Below are 16466 nucleotides of genomic sequence, written 5' to 3' on the forward strand. Positions count from 1 at the left end.
TAAATAATCAGGTTCATCTTAAAAAAACTTTGCGATTTTTCCAGGCCATACCCTCGTACTATCATGGTGGGGGACCGTTGGGCTACCTGAGGTCAGTTATTATCCTCTTTCTTGGTTTGTGCCTCCGGAAATCAAGGGATGTTGTAACATGGTCCAGGTACTTCCTGCTCACCTCAGCAGCCTCCATGATCAGTTCAGGGCCTGGTCGGGGTGCCCCGAGTTCGTTACCGTACTCCATGTAACCGGTTATCCTGTAACTGACGTTCAGTGGGGAGAGGAATGATGCTATATCCTCAATCTCATCAACATCCACGATACCGGGGATGAAGACGGTTGCAACTTCAAGGAGGAAGTCATCTGAGGATGCAAGGGCCTCTATGCACCTAAGGACTTCCCGGTTTGATGATCCTGTGAGTCTTCTGTGCTTTTCATCGTCAAGGGCCTTGAGGTCCACGTGCACCTCATCAAGGGCGCACCTCTCTATGACATCCCTCCTGGTGCCGTTGGTTGAAAGGATCACCCTGAGGTCATTTCGGTGTAGGATCTCTGTGAGCTCCGGGAGATCGGACTGTAGTGTGGGTTCACCCCCTGCAATGAGCACAGTGTCGGTGTCTGATTCAGCCATAACATCAATGATAACGTCCGCCACCTTGGATGGAGTGTACGATCTGCACCCCATGGGCCTGAAGAAACAGTAACTGCACCTGAAGTTACATGTTGGTGTGAGTAGGGTTATCACGTCGCTTATGGATATGTGGGATATGAGAATAACTTTCACCTCTAACATCTTCTATTTTGATTGACCGGTATATATGTAACCGTCACTTTCCGGTCATTCAGGGCATCTTCTCCCCTGAGGATGGTCCTGCGCCAGGGTCCTAACTTCGCTATAGCCCTATATAACGAATTTATCTGCACCCCTTGGAACTTCATACCACTGGGGTGGGCATCCTTCACCATGTTTCCATATCACAATCAATTTAATGATTAAAGCTTATCTTTTAACTTTTCTGCCGGAAGCCCAGGAGGGGTAGTTCACTCTTCCCTGATGCAGAAGTAATCAGTGACTCTGCCTTCACCGAGTCCGTGTTCATCCCATACCTCGCATTCACTGCAGAGGCAGACCTCATGAGGGTCTATGTCCCTGCATATGGCCCTGCCTGTTGAGCAGTAGACCCCGGGAACCCTGTCGGTATCCATGCGCATGGCACTGTCAAGGTCCTGCTGTGTTATGAGGAGCATGATCTTCTTTTTATCGGCCACGCACCTGCTCCTCTTCTGGACAGGACATTCAAGGCAGAGGCACCTCCTGATGTTCTCCATGCTGAATTCAACTCCCATTGTATCATCCCCATATCTACTTGAAACTTTGATGATATTGTAACGGTTATGGGCCTCCACCATATCTACATGAAATCCTGGTGGTGTAAACCAGCATCACCCAGTAATATGTTGTCCCTCCAGGCGGTTCAAATTTTCGAAAAAATAAAAATTTCATTAATAATCATGATAAATTAAATTTTTTTTTCAAAAAATAGTCCATATTTAAATCTTTTGTCTTGTAACTTTCAGAAAACAATATTAATGCTAAAGATCCATTTGTTATTGGTAGAGTGTAAGTCACCAGGATCCATCCTGGAGCATTTCTACCGAAGGTGATCTAATGGCTGAAATATATGAAAAAATGGTAAAAGAGGCCATGATGGCCCAGAAAGCCGATGTGGAAACCATAAAAAAGAATAGAGGAAAGGAGTTTAAGATAAAGGATACGAAGGCCTACCTGGACGTTGTGCAGGACATGGAAGCCGTGGACAACCAGAGCGAGGCAGTTATAAACCTGCACAAGAACTCGGTTAAGGCACACTACGAGATCCTTGACAGCCTTACAGACACCATAAGACCCGAGGACGACCCCTTCGTGGAACACTACCAGACACCGGTAGTCCTTGAAATCTTAAGGGAAGAGGACAGTGAATTTGAGAAGAGCCTTGAGGCATTCATAGATGCCATAGGAAAAGCCGAAGCCCTCATTGGAAGGGAGGCAATAAGGAGATATGGAGGATTCTACGGTCCAACATGTGTCGTCGACTTTGCCCTCATGCCCGGCAGCACAAGTAACGTTGTAAACAGGATACTGGCCGGGACAGACATACCCGAAATGCACAAGCAGGCAATACTCGCAGCAAAATCATGGGGCATGAACACCTCCTACGGTATAGGCGAGGTATTCGCTAATGAACTTGAGAACGGAGCAACAGCTGCAGAGGCAGCCCAGAAGGAAATAGAGATGGTCAAATACATCTATGAGGAACCTGTTGAGGCACAGGCAAAACTCATGGATGACCTTGGACATGAATCCTTTGATGTAAGGGAGTACATGTCCCGCTACAAGAGCCAAATGGAGGGAACAGTTAGGGCAGCAATGGACGATGGCGTCCACTACGGTAACATACTCACGGTTCCAGCATACTGTGTCGGGGACATATCACACCACATTGCCCAGTCCACCTACAACATGTGCAAGGATGATGTTGTCATGGCCATAATCGAGGCAACCACCGAGGTCATGGACAGCACCCTCAACAGTGCAGTGGGATCCTTCAAGAGCGAATACGATGTCCTGAGCCTTGCAACAGGTTCATCAGCATGTGCAGTTGAATACATCCTGGAACTTGACGGGTTCAACGCCATAGGCGTGGTTGACCTCCTTACAAAGAGGTTCCATAACTATGTACAGCTCTACCCGACAAGGGGGGCGGCAGCAGAACTCCACAACAGTGACTTCATGGACATGATCTACCGTGGATGGATCCACCTTGATAAGACAAGGAGGATGCTCAACGGATCAGAGGGACCCCTCGAACCAATGGTTGGAGATTACAGGGTTGACCTCTCACCGATACATGAAAACGAGGTCATAATGAACCCGCAGCGCTACACCTACCCTGCATGTGCAATAACAGTCAGGTTCTCAGCTCTCATGAGGCTTGCAGACTATCCATGCCTCCTTACAAGCGAACCTGTGACCGCGACACTCATGACGAACATAATAGCACTTCACAAGGAGAGCGCGGCTTCACCTGCAAGGACATGTAAGAACTGTGCAGCAGCAGCCCTTGTGGACTTCAGGCACAACCACTGCCAGTGGAGAGAAGCTGTATAGCTTCTGAACCTTAAATTTTTTTCAGGGGGGTTTAAATGAAATGCTATGTATGCGCGGAGCAGGGAAAGGACACGGATGCTGTTGCAATCTGCATCGTATGTGGAATGGGACTCTGCACCGAGCACGCGATACGTGAGGAAACCGAGATATGGAGTGGAGGCTATCCCTTCCCTTCAGAGAAGGTCAAGGGCACACTTCCAAGGATACTCTGTCCCTACTGTTATAACGTGATGAAGGAGGACTAGGATGGTATCCCTTACAAAGAGGTGCATCGCCGAGTTTATAGGCACCTTCTTCCTTGTATTCTTCGGTGCCGGCTCAGCAGCAATAACCCTGATGATAGCATCCGGCGGCACGGCCCCGAACCCCTTCAACATCGGCATCGGCCTGCTGGGCGGACTCGGTGACTGGGTTGCAGTGGGCCTTGCATTCGGTTTTGCAATAGCTGCAAGCATATATGCCATGGGTAACATCTCGGGGTGCCATATAAACCCTGCGGTGACCATCGGCCTCTGGTCGGTCAGGAAGTTTCCGGGAAGGGATGTTGTGCCCTATATAATCGCACAGCTCATGGGAGCAGCCTTCGGTAGCTTCATATTCCTCCAATGTGCGGGTCCGGCAGCAGCCACAGTCGGAGGGCTAGGTGCAACAGCACCGTTCCCGGGAATCAGCTACTGGCAGGCACTCCTTGCAGAGATAGTGGGAACATTCCTTCTCATGATCACAATAATGGGCATCGCCGTGGATGAGAGGGCCCCAAAGGGCTTTGCAGGGATCATAATAGGCCTCACGGTTGCAGGTATAATCACGACCCTGGGTAACATCAGCGGAAGTTCACTGAACCCGGCCCGTACCTTCGGACCATACCTCAATGACATGATATTTGCAGGTACAAACCTCTGGAAGTACTTCCCCATCTACGTCATAGGACCCATAGCTGGAGCGGTCCTGGCAGCCATGACCTACGTGTACCTGACATCAGAACCCTAAATATTTTATTTTTTCACGGCCTCCGTTCCCATTCCCTCCAGGAAAAGGGAGAGGATGAACGTCATGGCAATACCATTGCTGTAGTTACATTGATGAGAAAGCGCCAGCGCCGCCGAGTTACCGTTCAGGCATGATGATGGCCTGAATTGATGGGAAAGCAAATACTGAACCGATATGCCCTACCCTTTCTCTGCTCCCTGGAGGAAAGGTGTCCCTATGTATGCGGTTTCAAAATGGTTTATCATAAAACTCCACTAATATCACGGATAACCATCACAAGCCCATCAGACTTGTTTCAAAATGCTTTATCATAAAACTCCACTCTAGAAAATACGCTGCTGAACCAATGCCATGAGACATGGATAAGCCCTTAAAATAAAATTTGATTTGTGGTTTCTATTTGCAGAAGATTTCAGAGGCGGAAAAATGGTGTTGAATCACTGGTTTATGAGTTTTAAACCAGTGATGGCTGCCGTGTTGGTGTCAAGTGCACGGAGGTCCTCTGGACTGAACTTCCGTATGTCGTCGTGTCCTGCAAGCTGGGCAAGCATCTTGGCCTCCTCAGTCATGGACTTTATGTAATTTGCAACCCTCCTTGCTGCAAGGTCAACGTCCATGCGTTTCCTGAGGACAGGGTCCTGGGTTGCAACACCAACGGGGCACTTGCCTGTGTAGCACATACGGCATGCCCTGCAGCCCATGGCAATCATCGCACCGGTACCTATGTATACGGCATCGGCACCCATGGCCATTGCCTTGGCAACATCTGCACCGCTCCTTATACCTCCGGTTATTATGAGGTCCACCTCTTCCTTGAGTCCGATGTCATTGAGGCCGTTAACTGCCTGTACAAGGGCTGCGAGTGTTGGTACACCGGTATGTTCAATCACGACCTCTGGAGCAGCACCGGTACCTCCCTCCATACCGTCAACGGATATTATATCTGCACCGGCTTCTGCAGCGATCTGAACGTCCTCATATACACGGCCGGGTCCCAGCTTCACAACAATCGGAACCCTCCAGTCTGTGACCTCCCTGAGGAGTTCTATATGCTTTGCAAGGTCACCCTCCCTTGTGGCGTCAAGGAAACGTGCCGGGCTGAGGGCGTCTGTACCCTCGGGGATCCTACGGATCCTGGCAACTTCAGGGCTCACCTTTTCTGCAAGGAGGTGACCCCCCATCCCGGGCTTCGCCCCCTGTCCGATTTTAACCTCAATGGCATCCCCGACGTTCAGGTAGTCAGAGGACACACCGAACCTTCCACTGGAGTACTGCACCATGAGCTTGTCTGCAAGCTCCCTTTCCTCTGGAAGCATTCCACCCTCACCCGTGTTTGCACAGGAACCAACCATGGCCGAACCCTTGGCCATCGCCAGTTTACTCTCCTTGCTGAGGGCACCGAAGGACATACCCGCAATCAGTACCGGGGTCTGGAGTACCAGCGGTTCCTCGGCATACCTGTCACCCAGGACGACGCTGGTGTTACATGGTTCCCTGTACTTGTCCACCGGTGGGATTGATGCCTGTGCTGGGAGGATAATGATGTTATCAAAGTTAGGGAGCCTCCTCTCGGTACCGAAACCCCTCAGGACGTACTTTCCTGCCTTGGATGTGTACCTGATATCCGCGATTGTCCTGGGGTCCCAGATACTTCCGGCCCCTGTGGGCAGGAGTACCGGACAGGCAGCAAGGCATGATCCGCACATTATACACCTTGTCTTATCTATCTTAGGACTGTTATCAACGATTTCTATGGCGTCTGTTGGGCATACGATTTCACAGGTCCCGCAGAACACACAGAGGCCCTGTGTTGCAGCTGCAAGGTCTGATGATGGTGATGATGGTGTGATTGAACTGGAACCCGGTGTTTTAACTTCAAAGCCCCTCTGGATGTCGCTCACATAGTCCATGACGTCCATGGCTTCAAGGCAGCCCTTTTCACATGCAGCCACACATGCAGGGGTGTCGCCGGGGTTCTGGATGCACTGCTGGTCACACTTAACCATACCATCCTCTGTGTAGGTTATCGCTCCAATTGGACACATGAGCATGCATAGCTTGCAGCCAACACAGGATTCCTGGTCAATACTCACGGTGCCGTTTTCCCTCTTTATGGCGTCCCTGAAGCAGCCCCTTGCACAGGATGGGTCAATGCACTGCTGGCAGACAATTGCATGGTATCCGCTGTCCATCTTGTTCAGGAACAGGGCGCTCTTTCCAAGGACCTTTTCACAGGCTTCTATGCACTCGTTACATCCATCACATTTTTCAGGTTCTGTTAAGAGTATCTGCACCATTTAAACCACCTATCCATAGAAGGGACGTATCTCCTTTCTCTGTATCTTTTTGAATTCTTCTGGTGAGGCATCCACGGAATACTGATTGAAGAGTGCTGAAAGTTTATCAACGTCCTCCTTTTCAGGTTCAACAACCTTTGCATTTGTCCCTGTTTCAAAGTCTCCGGCCACGTATATGTTCCCGCCGATTATCCAGTCACCAAGGTCTTTACCGGCGTCACCTGTTATTATAAGGTCCCCGCTCAGCATGTAGAGGCCTGCAAGGTCTCCTATGTCACCTTCGATGATTATCACACCACCCTTGTTTAGCTGACCGATGCCGTCTCCGGCGTCTCCATGGACCACTATTGTTCCATTGTAGGTACCGAAGCCAACACCGTCATCGGCGTTTCCATGGACCACTATTGTTCCATTGTAGGTACCGAAGCCAACACCGTCATCGGCGTTTCCATGGACCACTATTTCACCGGAGGTCATGTTGTTACCAACGTATACCGGTTTTCCCGTGGATCTCTATCCTTGGACCGTGGTTGAGGGCTCCCACGAAGTCACCGAACCTTCCATTGAGGATGAATTCTGCTTCCTCCCTTATGCCCACAACGATGGAATCAAGCTCAGCGTTGCTCTCTATGCTGAACCGTCTTATGTTCTCGTTGAGGGCTTCCTTTATCTTTCTGTTGATGTCCCTTGTTGATAGGTCATCACCGGCAATTTTCAATTCCTGAACAGTCATCTAACATCCCCTGTTATTTTTGCTCTTTAATGAAACATCTTCAAATCATCATAATTTAAGGATTCCCATTTCTGAAAACATGGGGTATAAGGATAAATATGATAAAGAGAATATTATACATTATAATGAGAATAGTCTATGGTGGTTATAATGAAGACCCTTGTAAGTAACCTGCGGGGAAGGTGCCTCTTTGATGCTGCAATGAAGACCCAGATCGATGGCCTGATATCTGTCCAGTCTGAAAATTTCAATGATTCATGCCTTGAGAAGTTCATAAAGGGAGGTGTGATTGTAATTGGCACACAGAACCCTGTTAAAGCGGCTAAAAAGATTTCTGAAGTTATCAGGGGCGCTAAAAAACATGGGGAGGTTTATGTGGCGGCTGATGGAAGCGGTCTCGGTAGCATCCTTTCGTTTATAGGCTACAGGGAATGTGTCGACGCTGTTTACACATGCTTTGCTGACTCTGCAGTGAGAATGCCGCCCCTGAAGCTCGATATATCTGATACTAAACTTAGGATACTTGAGGCCCTTGAAAATGAAAGCCTGAATGCGGTCCTGATATCAAGGGAAGTTGGAATTTCAAGGGCAATGGTCTACAAACACCTTGCGGGGCTAATTGAGATGGGACTTGTAAAGCAGTCAGAGATGTTTGACAGGTATTTCATTACGGATGCAGGTAAACTTGTAATAATATGAACACTTCCAGGGGAGTGAAAGAATGCCTGCCAGCATATGATTAGAGGTTTTCTGTCCGGTTACTGCAGTTATTAAAGGATTCCAGAGCTTTCATAACCTCTGGAGTGCGATTTTTCCAGGTAAAAAAGAATTTAATGCTGGGGGATTAAGTTAAAAATGAAGGGTTCATTCCATAGGGTACCCGACCCTTAGCCTGTAGGATGCCTTTTCACTTATAAGGACGGTGCCGGGTACAAAGAAGTCATCGAATTCAGCCACCTTTCGCTTCATGCACGGCTTCAAATCCTCCTTGTTTGCATAGGAGGCGCATTCATCCCCTTCGATTATCCCCTTCCTGACAAGTTCAATGTACCTCATCTTAATGGTTTCATCATCAAGCACACCCATCAAAATCACCAATATTTACTATAATCTGGATACATATATAGTTTTTGTATCATAAACCCAGAACCCTATAAGTATTTATACAACCTTCGACAATACTATATACAATGTTCAGAAAGAATTCTTCAGGATTCTGTCTGAAAAAACTTAAGGGGCCTGAAATGTTTAAAAAACCTTTAAAGTATAATAAAACTGAAACCGGAAAAAGACTTAAGGGGCCTGAAATGTTTAAAAAACCTTTAAACTACAATAAGATGGATTCAGAATACCTTAATATTTTAGGAACAGTTACAGAACACCTCAGGAGCAGGGGATACGATGTGAAGATAAATAACGGCAAGAAGAAAATAAGGCCAAGAACCCTTAAGGGGTTCATGCCTGATGTCCACGCATTAAATGGTGCTGATGAGATAATAGTTGAGATCCTGACTGATGATCCTGATATGAGAAAATGGAAAAGATTCGCAAGCACCGATGGAAAAAGATTCTGGATCATAGCCCCCCAGAGGTCAGTTGATTCAGTAAGGACACGTATAGAGGCCTTTGGAGTTGCCGCAGAGGTCTACAGATGCAACGGTAACATGAAACTTGAACGTATTTTATGATGTATGTGCACATGGATTCATATAACTCCAGTAACATGAACGTATTTTTTCAACTTTCGCCGTGGAAAGAAGACATTCAGTATAACTGTTAAGACCTGGAACGTATTATCACACATAGATTTATATAACCGAAGAGCCAACTCTTTTTAAAATAATTTTTATTAAATTCACTGAGGTTAAGATGAGATTCATCATTCTAGCCGCAGTCCTTATTCTTGCAGCGTCCCAGATTCAGGGTGCACATGCATGGTCCATAAAAAATCACCATGAAATCGCAGAGAGCGTCTACCATGCAATGCCTGAAGATGTAAGGTCAAAGCTCAGCCTTGATGAGATGAAGAACGGTGCAGATGACCCCGACACAGTATTCTTTGATTTTAAATACCACACCTATCCCTACACTACCCAGAAGGCCAGTTTCTGGTTAAACCAGGGAAAAATCAGTTACGAGTCAGGCAACTACAGGTATGCCAGCTACTGTTTTGGTGTTGCAAGCCACTACATATCCGATGGCGTATGCGGTCCCCACACATCAGGCGGGTCCAGTCGCTACTTCCACACCCTCTATGAACTGAGGGCGATGATGATCAAACCAGGAATGGCTTACACCGAGGGCGAAACTCATGAAGAGGCAGCCATTCTCTGGAGGAAATGGGTCCTTGAGGGTGATGACAGATACATCAGCGATGCCCTGGACATGGCATGCGGCCTGTCATACAGGGAGATAATGAACTCTATCGGATACTTCTAGCTTTTGAGTTATTCTTGGTTCATATAGTCCCTTTTTAATTTATAATCAACCGAAGGTTGAGGAGATCCAGTCTCCTGTGTAATGTGTTATTATTATCAGGATGATGGCCATTACCAGGTGCTCACCAAGGACCCGGATCACAGGGGCGTTCTGCGAACGGGCAATATGAACACTTAGAACACCCAGAAGGACCAATCCCCAGATTACAGATACAATAATGGCAGCATGAAGGGCCAGGAGAAGGACAGGGATAATGAAGGTTGATTGCAAAGAAGAACTTTGTTACAAAGGTTGCGATGGTGGACTCCCAGACCTCCAGGTGTGTATGTTTATCCTCGGCCTCCTCAGCAATGTGTATTCCAAGGGCATCTGAGAAGGCATCCGCTACTGCTACCGTCAGAACCCCTCCGATAACCGCAAGTCTTGAATGGGTTCCTGAGTGCAGTCCAACCATAAGGCCAAGGGTTGTTATTATGGCCGAGGTGAGACCAAAAACTGAAAACTGTTTTAAGGGAATGCCTCATATCAAGGGCTTCCTTTTTTTTTGATTTTAAGACCCTTATTTCATCATTATATCGAGGACCCCATGTCCTCTCTTCTTTTTCTCTCCTCCAAGGATCCCTGACTCAAGAAATTCCCGGTTAGCCCTCCTGTTGATTTCGGTGAAGATCATCCTCTAGGCCTCGCACTGGTGGTCAACACCATCAATCCTCATCCTCCCGTCCTCTATGGTCACGGCATTGTAGGGGCAGCCGCCAAGACAGAACCTGTAGAACTCGCAGTCCCCGCATTCCTCATCAACAAGCCCCCTCCATTGATAAAGGGATTTAAGGGCTTCACTTTCCTCCAGTTCCTCCATGGAGGGCCTGTCAGACACGTTACCCATTATGTACTCCTTCATCCCAACAAAGCGGTAGCAGGGGTATATGTCGCCGTATGGGTCCACCGCGAAGGTGTTGCCGATGCAGTCTGCATGGGTGCATACGACTCCGCGCCTTAAGAAGGAACTCTTGGCAAAATGGTCAATGTTCTGTATCTCAATCTCATGGAAGTGTTCAAGGTACTCATCAAGGAGGTAGAGGAGAAGTTCACCGTACTCCTCTGCACCTATAGCCCACTCCTCAGGATCCTCACTTTTAAGGGAGGGGAGGGCCGGGTGGAGCTTCATGTTCATCCGGTTCTCAAGGAAGAAGTTGAAGACCTCCTCCTTCCTCTTTATTGAATAGGATGTGAATGTGCTTATGAAGCTGACCTTCAGGCCGTGCCTCTTTGCTATTTCATAGCCCCTCATGGTCTTCTTAAAGTATCCTTCACCCCTCTGGAAGTCGTTGAGCTCTTCAGGTCCGTCAAGACTTGAACCTATGGGTATGCTGTACTCTGCAAAGAGTTCTGCCAGTTCATCTGTCATGAGCCAGAGGTTCGTCTGTATGGCGAAGGCAGGTCTTAGAAATGAGAGCTCCTCTGATATGAGCCTGAGGGCCTCACGGTAGAAATCGTAACCTGCAAGGAGGGGTTCCCCTCCATGGAAGGTGAAGGTTGCAGGTTCATCCCTGAATCCACGGAGCCATTCAACGGTATCCCTTATGGTTTCAATGTCCATGACCTTTGAGTCACGGTCCACGCCCCAGCAGTAACTGCAGTCGGAGGGGCAGTTCATGGATGGGATGATCATAACATGAAACGCCATGGGATCACCTAATCTGCAGTCTCAAAGACATGGCCGCACTTTTCACAGACGATCTCCTTCATGGATGTCCTGGATTTATGTTCATCCATGAATCTCCTCTTAACAACCTTGTCCCGGCACCCGCAGACAGGACATTCTGCCAGAATTTCCTCTAAATTCATTTTCAGACCTCTATTATCTCCTCAACAACGTAACCGCCTCCACATGGACACTCCTCTATCCTGTCACCCATATGGTAGGGTGTTTTGCCATGCAGAGATCACAGTATGCATGCACTATCCACATCATGTAACTAGATATATGGGGAGGGATATATAAAATATCATAATGGGGGGCTGTATCTTGACCGAGAGTCCGGATTATCATGTTGAAGTGAAGGATGGAGAATTTGAAGTAAGACTCTACCCTGGATACATACTGGCCCAGGTTGATGTTGAGGGGGATTTCAGGGATGCCCTGCTGAAGGGTTTTTCAATACTTGCAGATTACATATTCGGGAACAACAGGAGGAAGGAGGAACTCCCTATGACATCACCGGTGACCATTGTTGAGAGGGGCTCCTCTGAGAGGATACCCATGGCAGTCCCTGTTACAGAGGAGGTCCCTGATGATGTGGAGGAGGGCACCTACAGGATATCATTTACCATGCCATCAAAATATACCCTTGAAACACTCCCGGAACCGGTGGATGATCGTATAAGCTTCAGGGAGGAGAGGAATCAGCGCATGGCAGCCTACAGGTTTTCAGGCAGGGTTAACAGCAGGATGGCACGGGAGAAGATAGCTGAACTCAGGGAGTGGCTCAGGAAAAATTCCATTGAGCCAGGGTCAAGATTCATAGTGGCGCAGTACAACCACCCTGCTGTACCAGGGTTTATGAGGAAAAATGAGATCCTTGTAAAGGTTTAGTCAGACATGGATCAATTTGAGAGTCCCTGCATGTTGACTGGAGGTGACTTGACTTGAATGAAATTGAAAGGAACCGCTACTTCCTCAAGGACAGTATAAGGAAAAGAATAGATTTCTCAAGGACGCCACAGAGCATGGGTGTTGAGGCACCACCATTTGAAAAACCGGTGCCATCCGATGCAGAGCTTATCGATCTCCCGGTCCGTGACTGGGCCGAGGTCATTGACGTTAACATCGTAAGCTGCATAAGGAACAGGATGAGCAGAAGAAGCTACAGGGACGCCCCAGTATCCCTTGAGGAACTCTCATTCCTTCTATGGGCAACACAGGGGATAAGGATGGTATCCGGTAACACGGCCTTCAGGAACGTGCCTTCTGCGGGATGCAGACACACCTTCGAAACCTACCTTGCAGTCTTCAATGTTGATGGACTGGATCAGGGACTTTACAGGTACATCCCATCAACACACAGGTTGATGGTTGAATACCGTGATGAAGGGCTCTCAGAGAGGATAATTGAGGCTTCCTTCCATCAGAGGTTCACGGGTGAATCTGCTGTCACATTCATATGGACCACCGTACCCTACCGGATGGAGTGGAGGTATGGCCTTGCAGCCCACAGGGTGATACTCATGGACGCGGGTCACGTCTGCCAGAACCTCTACCTTGCATGTGAGGCCATAGGGGTGGGTACATGTGCTGTTGGAGCCTATGACCAGGAGTACCTTGATGAGGTCCTTGGCGTTGACGGTGATGACGAGTTTGCCATCTACATGGCCCCTGTTGGCAGGGTATAACATGAAATGGATTTTTTCCTTGGGGAGATAGTGTCTCATGGGATTCAGCAGTCTAAAAAAATGAAAATAAAGAATTTGGATTTTTACTGAAGATGGGAGCTGCATCCTCTTATGGGACGTGTGGGTTTTTACAATCCCAGAGTACATCTTGAGGAGCGTCCTGTAGCCCATTACCTTTTCACCGAGCTTTATGTAGCGGGGGGGCCCTGAGATACCTCCTCATGTAACTGTTAATGTTTCTTGCAATGCTTCGGTATTCCTTTCTTGAGATGTAACCCCCTGAAGGTGGTTTTTACACGGGGGTTAAGGGGTCCTTTAACATTCAGGGGCCTTATGGGTCCGTTCATATATTCTGTGACCATGAGGAGGAATTTATGGGGGCTGTAGCCATAGTAACTACTCTTCAGTTTCTTCCGGAACGGATTGTCCTGTATATCCATCAGCCACCACAGCCATCCTTGCAGGGTCAACGCTGTGGTATGCTATCAGCTGGGTGTTATAGAACCTTCCATTGCATGATGTAATTGCAGGCTTCTCGTAGAGTATCCTGATTATCTCAGATGCTATGAACCGGCACTTATCCTCCCAGGACCCATGAGGACAGTCAACATTGGGCTGTATTATCATCACACCTGCAGATGTAAGGAACCTGTAGGGGTCCTTTATACCTGCAAAGTACTTGTTTGAGAAGTTATCATCCCATGCCCTCTAATGAAAGGGTTTTTTTAAGGTCGAGGCTGCTGTATTGATGAATATGACGCCCTTTGAGGATACGCTGGCAAGCTTAGCAACCTCCATCATTGCCCCTGGACAGGAGGCTGCAAGATAAATCGCCACGCCATTATCAGGTGCACTGGACACGGCTCTTCCCCATTCACCAGGCTTCGGGGCGAGGGGGTCCACCTTGACAGTGTGCTCGCTCTGTTTTTCTATGGATTCAGCTATGATGTTGAGGCTTTCAACGTCACATGTTTTATTACAGGATATGCAGTCTGAGGTGAGGAATATCTCCGTTGCGCTGACATCACCTATCGCCACTGAAAAAATTAATATACCAGCTGCAAGAAGAAAAATTTTGTTCAGCTGCAAGCTATCAGCTGAACTGATATTATCTTTCATAATTCTAAAATAGTTTTTCAGAAAATGTTATATAAGATGAGGGTCTACATTTAAGTCCAGATTTTTTTCTGATCTACTGGAATGGTGATAATTTGGTTCCTGAGATAGAACAGAAGTGCATGATATGTGGTGAACCATGGATTGATGGAAACGAGATATGTCCCCACTGTGGGAGCAAGAACAAGACAGCAAGTTTAGACTCTGAGGAGGACCTTGAACTGCTGAGGTCACTCAACAGCATCCTCAAAAAAGAGAGGGCTTCAGAGCAAATTTTTTATTTTATACACCTTTTAATGAAAAATTTTCAATTGAGGGTGGGGATCTGTAAGTTCAGCACATCCACACCCCATATTTAACTATTCTATGTACTGTTTCACGTTTTCCCTGACTATGGCCGATGCACCGAATCCCTTTATCTCTTCGAGCATCTCAGGAAATCTGTTCTTTTCTATGAGGACGTTTATCTGTGAGAATTCACTGCCACTTACAACTGTTGGTTCGTCTGAACAGTAACCCTTAGATACAAGGAATTCAGCCACATCACCGGCCCTGTGGTTTGCTATGTTGAACTTAACATCAAAGTACTTCCGGGCTTTGGTCGCCCCGTAGAGCTGCTTGAATATCATCTTGGCTTTCTCCAGTTTTTCACCGGTGCATGATGGACCAGCATACAGGCCTGCGCTTGACTCCATTATGGTGTCTATTATCTTGAGACCCGCCTTTCGTAGGCTGCTGCCTGTCTGGGTGTTGTCCACTATGAGGTCGGCGCCCTTGGCGATGTAGACCTCGGTTGCACCGTCTGAGTTTATTATCTGGACCATCTCATTGTCACCGTCCCGGAGTCCCCTTATCTGAACCACGGGGATGCTGTCACCGAAGACCTCCCTGTAGCCGGGGTTCTTCATGAAGAAGTCCCTTGTCAGGTTGGGGTACTCTGTGAAGCAGAGTATCGGGGTTTCACGTTCCCTGTTTTCCAGGAAGAAATCCTCGAGGGAACTGTAGGGGTCGTCCATGGGCACGGCAACTATGAGCCTTGTCTGGCCATAGTCAAGGTCACCTATCTTTTTTATGCTTTCATCACCACTGTTTATGGACTCTTCCCGGACCCAGTCCTCTCCTATTATTGCAATATCAAGCATCCCGCGGTTCAGTTCAACGGGGGCGCTCTGGGGCCTTGTAAGATAGGCCTTTATCTCGGGGTCATTTGTTATCTCAATCTCGTTCTCCTCACGGCCGGGCTCATATCCCTTAACTTCATAGCCGGCGTCTGTGAAGAGCCTGTAGGTGTTACCCCTGTTAACATTATTCAAACTACCCTTTGGCAATCCTAGAATTATCTTCTTCATAATTTCACCTGATGTGCTGAATTATCCTACTTCTTTTTCAAATCTCTTGCGGTCCCTTTTTAACCTGCCGACCACTGAATCTGTGCAGATATCAGATACCATTATGGGTCATTTGAGGTTTCTTTATCTATCATATTCCATGATCATCTAAAGCTTGGAGTTTAACTACCATTTTTCATGGTGTATTCTGTCGGGGTCGAAGAGGTCCCTTTTACCCGGGTCTTCTGCAGGGTATCCGATGGGTATTACTGAGAAGGGGATGACATGGTCCGGTATCCCGAAGAGCTTCCTTATACCCTCAACACGGTCCTCAAGGGGGTATACTCCTGTCCATACTGCTCCAAGTCCCAGGGAGTGGGCTGCAAGGAGGATGTTCTGTGATGCGATTGAGCAGTCCTGTACCCAGAAACCAGGGAACCTTTCAAGCCTTGTATCGCAGCATACTATTATTGCAACCGGTGCGTCCTTCACCATTGCACCGTAGGGGTGCACCTCCGGGATCTTCCTGAGCATCTCCTTATCCCTTACCACCAGGAAGTGCCAGGGCCGCTGGTCCACTGCTGATGGTCCACACATCCCAGCCTCAAGGACCCTTTGCAGGAGTTCATCGGGCACATCCCTTTCCTGGTACTTCCTTATGCTGCGTCTTGTCTTTATGGCTTCAAGGACTTCCATATCTATCACCGTAGTGTTATCTGTATGTGAACCTTTATATGATGGAAGGTACATATTGTTTTATAGAATACGAACAGGTGATGTTATGAGGGTCGAGGATCTGAAGAAACCATGCCCTGAGTGCGGAGCTGTGGATAAGGATGTTTCAACAGTTAAATACCCGCAGAAAAAGGAGAAGCTTAAAGAAGCAGGGATACCTGAGGACCAGGAAATCGTAGGCGCCATAAAGTGCAGTAACTGTGGATACGTCTTTGAGTACTGTGCCGGAGGCACCTGCAAAATAGAGGTCAGGAAGGTTTCCCTTGACTGAG

At 47.8% G+C, this 16466-nt stretch carries 24 protein-coding genes; 11 read left to right on the plus strand and 13 right to left on the minus strand.

Features of this window, described 5'->3' with window-relative positions; genetic code table 11:
- Window positions 1-82 precede the first annotated feature (82 nt).
- Together FZP57_RS02440 and FZP57_RS02445 are read right to left on the minus strand one after the other, a co-directional pair.
- Window positions 83-778 (minus strand): radical SAM protein, encoded by a 696-nt coding sequence (locus tag FZP57_RS02440; RefSeq protein ID WP_202879479.1) that lies wholly within the window; start codon window positions 776-778, stop codon window positions 83-85.
- 257 nt (window positions 779-1035) lie between these two features.
- Window positions 1036-1341 (minus strand): DUF2769 domain-containing protein, encoded by a 306-nt coding sequence (locus tag FZP57_RS02445; RefSeq protein ID WP_191216401.1) that lies wholly within the window; start codon window positions 1339-1341, stop codon window positions 1036-1038.
- A gap of 322 nt (window positions 1342-1663) precedes the next feature.
- On the opposite strand from FZP57_RS02445, the gene FZP57_RS02450 reads away from it, so the two are divergent.
- Genes FZP57_RS02450 through FZP57_RS02460 form a run of 3 tightly spaced genes read left to right on the plus strand, consistent with a single transcriptional unit; the run spans window position 1664 to window position 4153 of the window.
- Window positions 1664-3163, plus strand: coding sequence for a DUF2193 domain-containing protein (locus tag FZP57_RS02450; RefSeq protein WP_074358612.1), 1500 nt, complete (start codon window positions 1664-1666; stop codon window positions 3161-3163).
- A gap of 35 nt (window positions 3164-3198) precedes the next feature.
- Complete coding sequence (locus FZP57_RS02455; protein ID WP_074358613.1) at window positions 3199-3408, plus strand: DUF2180 family protein; 210 nt, start codon at window positions 3199-3201, stop codon at window positions 3406-3408.
- 1 nt (window position 3409) lies between these two features.
- The gene (locus FZP57_RS02460) at window positions 3410-4153 is read left to right on the plus strand and encodes an MIP/aquaporin family protein (protein ID WP_074358614.1); all 744 of its coding nucleotides are present in this window, start codon (window positions 3410-3412) and stop codon (window positions 4151-4153) included.
- Window positions 4154-4590: 437 nt separating this feature from the next.
- On the opposite strand, the gene FZP57_RS02465 is transcribed toward FZP57_RS02460, so the two are convergent.
- From FZP57_RS02465 to FZP57_RS09320, 3 genes are read right to left on the minus strand one after another with little or no spacing between them, the layout of a single operon-like run.
- The gene (locus FZP57_RS02465) at window positions 4591-6450 is read right to left on the minus strand and encodes a glutamate synthase-related protein (protein ID WP_191216402.1); all 1860 of its coding nucleotides are present in this window, start codon (window positions 6448-6450) and stop codon (window positions 4591-4593) included.
- A gap of 9 nt (window positions 6451-6459) precedes the next feature.
- Window positions 6460-6927 carry a tributyrin esterase gene (locus tag FZP57_RS09315; RefSeq protein ID WP_238337963.1) on the minus strand — a complete coding sequence of 156 codons (468 nt, stop codon included), beginning with the start codon at window positions 6925-6927 and terminating at the stop codon, window positions 6460-6462.
- 4 nt (window positions 6928-6931) lie between these two features.
- Window positions 6932-7183, minus strand: a complete 252-nt coding sequence (locus FZP57_RS09320) for a hypothetical protein (RefSeq protein WP_238337964.1) — start codon at window positions 7181-7183, stop codon at window positions 6932-6934.
- Between the two features lie 150 nt (window positions 7184-7333).
- Between FZP57_RS09320 and FZP57_RS02475 the strand changes: the two genes are divergently transcribed.
- Window positions 7334-7882: an ArsR family transcriptional regulator gene (locus FZP57_RS02475; protein ID WP_074358618.1), complete on the plus strand. Its 549-nt coding sequence runs from the start codon at window positions 7334-7336 to the stop codon at window positions 7880-7882.
- 165 nt (window positions 7883-8047) lie between these two features.
- Here FZP57_RS02475 and FZP57_RS02480 read toward each other — a convergent pair whose 3' ends face one another.
- On the minus strand, window positions 8048-8269 hold the full coding sequence (locus FZP57_RS02480; protein ID WP_074358619.1) for a hypothetical protein: 222 nt from the start codon (window positions 8267-8269) through the stop codon (window positions 8048-8050).
- Between the two features lie 221 nt (window positions 8270-8490).
- On the opposite strand from FZP57_RS02480, the gene FZP57_RS02485 reads away from it, so the two are divergent.
- The 3 genes from FZP57_RS02485 to FZP57_RS02495 all read left to right on the plus strand — a co-directional run bounded on the left by FZP57_RS02485 (window position 8491) and on the right by FZP57_RS02495 (window position 10170).
- Window positions 8491-8871 (plus strand): hypothetical protein, encoded by a 381-nt coding sequence (locus tag FZP57_RS02485; protein ID WP_074359715.1) that lies wholly within the window; start codon window positions 8491-8493, stop codon window positions 8869-8871.
- Window positions 8872-9052: 181 nt separating this feature from the next.
- On the plus strand, window positions 9053-9622 hold the full coding sequence (locus tag FZP57_RS02490; RefSeq protein WP_074358620.1) for a zinc dependent phospholipase C family protein: 570 nt from the start codon (window positions 9053-9055) through the stop codon (window positions 9620-9622).
- 260 nt (window positions 9623-9882) lie between these two features.
- Window positions 9883-10170: a hypothetical protein gene (locus FZP57_RS02495; RefSeq protein WP_191216403.1), complete on the plus strand. Its 288-nt coding sequence runs from the start codon at window positions 9883-9885 to the stop codon at window positions 10168-10170.
- A gap of 128 nt (window positions 10171-10298) precedes the next feature.
- Here the strand turns inward: FZP57_RS02495 and FZP57_RS02500 are convergent, their stop codons facing one another.
- Both FZP57_RS02500 and FZP57_RS02505 read right to left on the minus strand, forming a co-directional pair.
- Window positions 10299-11309, minus strand: coding sequence for a TIGR04083 family peptide-modifying radical SAM enzyme (locus FZP57_RS02500; RefSeq protein ID WP_191216404.1), 1011 nt, complete (start codon window positions 11307-11309; stop codon window positions 10299-10301).
- Window positions 11310-11317: 8 nt separating this feature from the next.
- Window positions 11318-11470 carry a TIGR04165 family Cys-rich peptide gene (locus tag FZP57_RS02505; RefSeq protein ID WP_084531153.1) on the minus strand — a complete coding sequence of 51 codons (153 nt, stop codon included), beginning with the start codon at window positions 11468-11470 and terminating at the stop codon, window positions 11318-11320.
- Window positions 11471-11651: 181 nt separating this feature from the next.
- Between FZP57_RS02505 and FZP57_RS02510 the strand changes: the two genes are divergently transcribed.
- Together FZP57_RS02510 and FZP57_RS02515 are read left to right on the plus strand one after the other, a co-directional pair.
- Entirely contained in the window at window positions 11652-12218 is a 567-nt protein-coding gene (locus tag FZP57_RS02510; RefSeq protein ID WP_074358621.1) for a heme-binding protein, read from the plus strand.
- Window positions 12219-12271: 53 nt separating this feature from the next.
- Window positions 12272-13015 carry a SagB/ThcOx family dehydrogenase gene (locus FZP57_RS02515; RefSeq protein WP_074358622.1) on the plus strand — a complete coding sequence of 248 codons (744 nt, stop codon included), beginning with the start codon at window positions 12272-12274 and terminating at the stop codon, window positions 13013-13015.
- A 178-nt stretch (window positions 13016-13193) separates the two neighbouring features.
- Here the strand turns inward: FZP57_RS02515 and FZP57_RS09325 are convergent, their stop codons facing one another.
- The 3 genes from FZP57_RS09325 to FZP57_RS09335 all read right to left on the minus strand — a co-directional run bounded on the left by FZP57_RS09325 (window position 13194) and on the right by FZP57_RS09335 (window position 14053).
- On the minus strand, window positions 13194-13286 hold the full coding sequence (locus FZP57_RS09325) for a hypothetical protein (RefSeq protein WP_074359716.1): 93 nt from the start codon (window positions 13284-13286) through the stop codon (window positions 13194-13196).
- Window positions 13287-13411: 125 nt separating this feature from the next.
- Window positions 13412-13642 carry a hypothetical protein gene (locus tag FZP57_RS09330; protein WP_238337965.1) on the minus strand — a complete coding sequence of 77 codons (231 nt, stop codon included), beginning with the start codon at window positions 13640-13642 and terminating at the stop codon, window positions 13412-13414.
- A gap of 81 nt (window positions 13643-13723) precedes the next feature.
- Window positions 13724-14053 (minus strand): hypothetical protein, encoded by a 330-nt coding sequence (locus tag FZP57_RS09335; RefSeq protein WP_238337966.1) that lies wholly within the window; start codon window positions 14051-14053, stop codon window positions 13724-13726.
- 173 nt (window positions 14054-14226) lie between these two features.
- Here FZP57_RS09335 and FZP57_RS02525 point away from each other — a divergent pair, with 173 nt between their 5' ends.
- Window positions 14227-14490: a hypothetical protein gene (locus tag FZP57_RS02525; RefSeq protein ID WP_191216623.1), complete on the plus strand. Its 264-nt coding sequence runs from the start codon at window positions 14227-14229 to the stop codon at window positions 14488-14490.
- Here the strand turns inward: FZP57_RS02525 and FZP57_RS02530 are convergent, their stop codons facing one another.
- Both FZP57_RS02530 and FZP57_RS02535 read right to left on the minus strand, forming a co-directional pair.
- Complete coding sequence (locus tag FZP57_RS02530; protein ID WP_074358625.1) at window positions 14491-15480, minus strand: ATP phosphoribosyltransferase; 990 nt, start codon at window positions 15478-15480, stop codon at window positions 14491-14493.
- Window positions 15481-15645: 165 nt separating this feature from the next.
- The gene (locus FZP57_RS02535; protein ID WP_191216405.1) at window positions 15646-16155 is read right to left on the minus strand and encodes a nitroreductase family protein; all 510 of its coding nucleotides are present in this window, start codon (window positions 16153-16155) and stop codon (window positions 15646-15648) included.
- Between the two features lie 85 nt (window positions 16156-16240).
- Between FZP57_RS02535 and FZP57_RS02540 the strand changes: the two genes are divergently transcribed.
- Window positions 16241-16465: a TIGR04165 family Cys-rich peptide gene (locus tag FZP57_RS02540; protein WP_191216406.1), complete on the plus strand. Its 225-nt coding sequence runs from the start codon at window positions 16241-16243 to the stop codon at window positions 16463-16465.
- The last annotated feature ends 1 nt before the right edge of the window (window position 16466 follow it).

Origin of the sequence: Methanothermobacter sp. THM-1 (assembly GCF_009914355.1) — an archaeon.
GTDB classification, from domain to species: Archaea; Methanobacteriota; Methanobacteria; order Methanobacteriales; family Methanothermobacteraceae; genus Methanothermobacter; species Methanothermobacter wolfei.